Source organism: Streptomyces sp. (assembly GCF_035645055.1).
GTDB lineage: Bacteria > Actinomycetota > Actinomycetes > Streptomycetales > Streptomycetaceae > Streptomyces.
Window position 1 is genome coordinate 1 of sequence record NZ_DASQNH010000059.1, and the last position, 1,518, is coordinate 1,518.

Here is a 1,518-nt window from a genome sequence, read left to right on the forward strand (position 1 = left end):
GGCTGTACGTCGCCACGGAGACGGTCCGCACCCACCAGGTCAACCTCCTCGGCAAGCTGGGGGTCGACTCGCGGCTGCAGGCCGTGGTCTTCGGCCTGCGCCACGGCCTGGTGGACATCGGCGCCGCGGCCGCCTGCGCCCCGCCCCGCCTCCATTTGCGGACAACTACCCGTCGCCGCACCGGCGCTCGGTCGGGCGAGCTAGTGGTGCGTCACGGCTGAATCGCCGGGTACAACCGCCGGAGCTTGATGCGCGCGTCGTCGGTCGTGAACCGCCAGTCGACGGCCGTTCCGGCGGCGTTGCGGGCCGCCACCCAGGCCGCCACCTCCCGCTCCATCGCCCGGCGGTCGCCGAGCCGCCGGGCCAGGCACTGCCGCTGCAGCGCGCTCAGCTCGAGCTCGGCGATGTTCAACCAGGAGCCGTGCTTGGGGGTGTGGTGGACCTCCAGCCGGTCGGCCAGGCGCTTGGCCTCGGCCGGCGGGAAGGCGGCGTAGAGGGAGGCGGGGGAGTGGGTGTTGAGCTGGTCCAGGACGAGGACGATCCGCTCGGCGCCCGGGTAGTGGACGTCGACCAACTCCCGGACGCACCGGGCGAAGTCGAGCCGGGTGCGCTGCTGGCTAACGAGGACCGCGCGCCAGCCCCGTAGCGGCTCGGTGACCAGGAAGAGGTTGGCCACCCCGCCGCGGACGTACTCCGGGTCGGACCGGGCCGGCCGGCCGGGCGCTGGCGGGGTTGGCGGCCGCGCCTCGCCGAGCAGCTGGCGGCTCGTCTCGTCGAGGCAGACGACGGGGCGCGCCGGGTCGTAGGGCCGCTCGTAGACGGCCAGCACGTCCTCCATGGCGCAGACGAACGCCGGGTCGGCGGTCGGGGCCAGGCACCACTGCTCGCTCAACCACGGCTTGACCTCGTTTTTTTGAGCGTGCGGCGGACCGTCTCGTGGGAGACCGCCTCCACCACCTCCAACCGCACCAGCTCCCCGGCCAGGAGGCGGAGGCTCCACCGCGCCTGCCCCGCGGGCGGCTCGCCGCAGGCGAGGGCCACGAGGTGCGCCTCCTGCCGCCCGTCGAGGCGCCGCTCGTACACCCGGTCGGGGCGCTTGCGCTCCAGCGCCGCCGCCAGGCCCTCGGAGACGAACTGGCGGCGGATCCGCTGCACGGTGGACGGGTGGATGTCGAGGGCGCCGGCGATCGCCGCGTCCGACCAACCGAGGCCGCCCTCGCCGTGGTCGGCCTTGAGCAGGACGCGGGCGCGGGCCAGCATCCGGGCCGGGGCGACGCCCGAGCCGACCAGGGTCCGGAGCGCGGCGCGCTGCTCGTCGTCGAGGAACACGCGGTACGGGTACGCCACGGCTGGGCCTCCTGGGCGGGGGGAACGGGCCACCCCCCGGGCCCAGCAGAACCCTTGCCACTAGCGTTTCAGCGGTGACGCACCACTAGGGCGTGTCCGCAAAGCTTGGCGGCGCTCCGCAGGTTCGTGGGTGTGCCGGACTCCTGTCGCCTCTGTCGGTTGATAGACTCT

General features: G+C 74.2%; 2 protein-coding genes. One reads left to right on the forward strand and one right to left on the reverse strand.

What is annotated here, in order from left to right; all coding sequences use genetic code 11:
- Positions 1 to 221, forward strand: a 221-nt coding sequence (locus VE614_RS20175; protein ID WP_414719615.1) for a LuxR C-terminal-related transcriptional regulator, incomplete at its 5' end; no start/stop codon positions are given.
- On the opposite strand, the gene VE614_RS20180 is transcribed toward VE614_RS20175, so the two are convergent.
- Positions 212 to 1,347, reverse strand: a protein-coding gene (locus VE614_RS20180; protein WP_324938726.1) for an IS630 family transposase whose coding sequence is annotated in 2 segments (ribosomal slippage) — positions 212 to 915 and positions 915 to 1,347 — 1,137 coding nt in all. Because the reading frame shifts where the segments join, the coding sequence is not laid out codon by codon here. The genes VE614_RS20175 and VE614_RS20180 overlap by 10 nt on opposite strands.
- Positions 1,348 to 1,518: the final 171 nt, after the last annotated feature.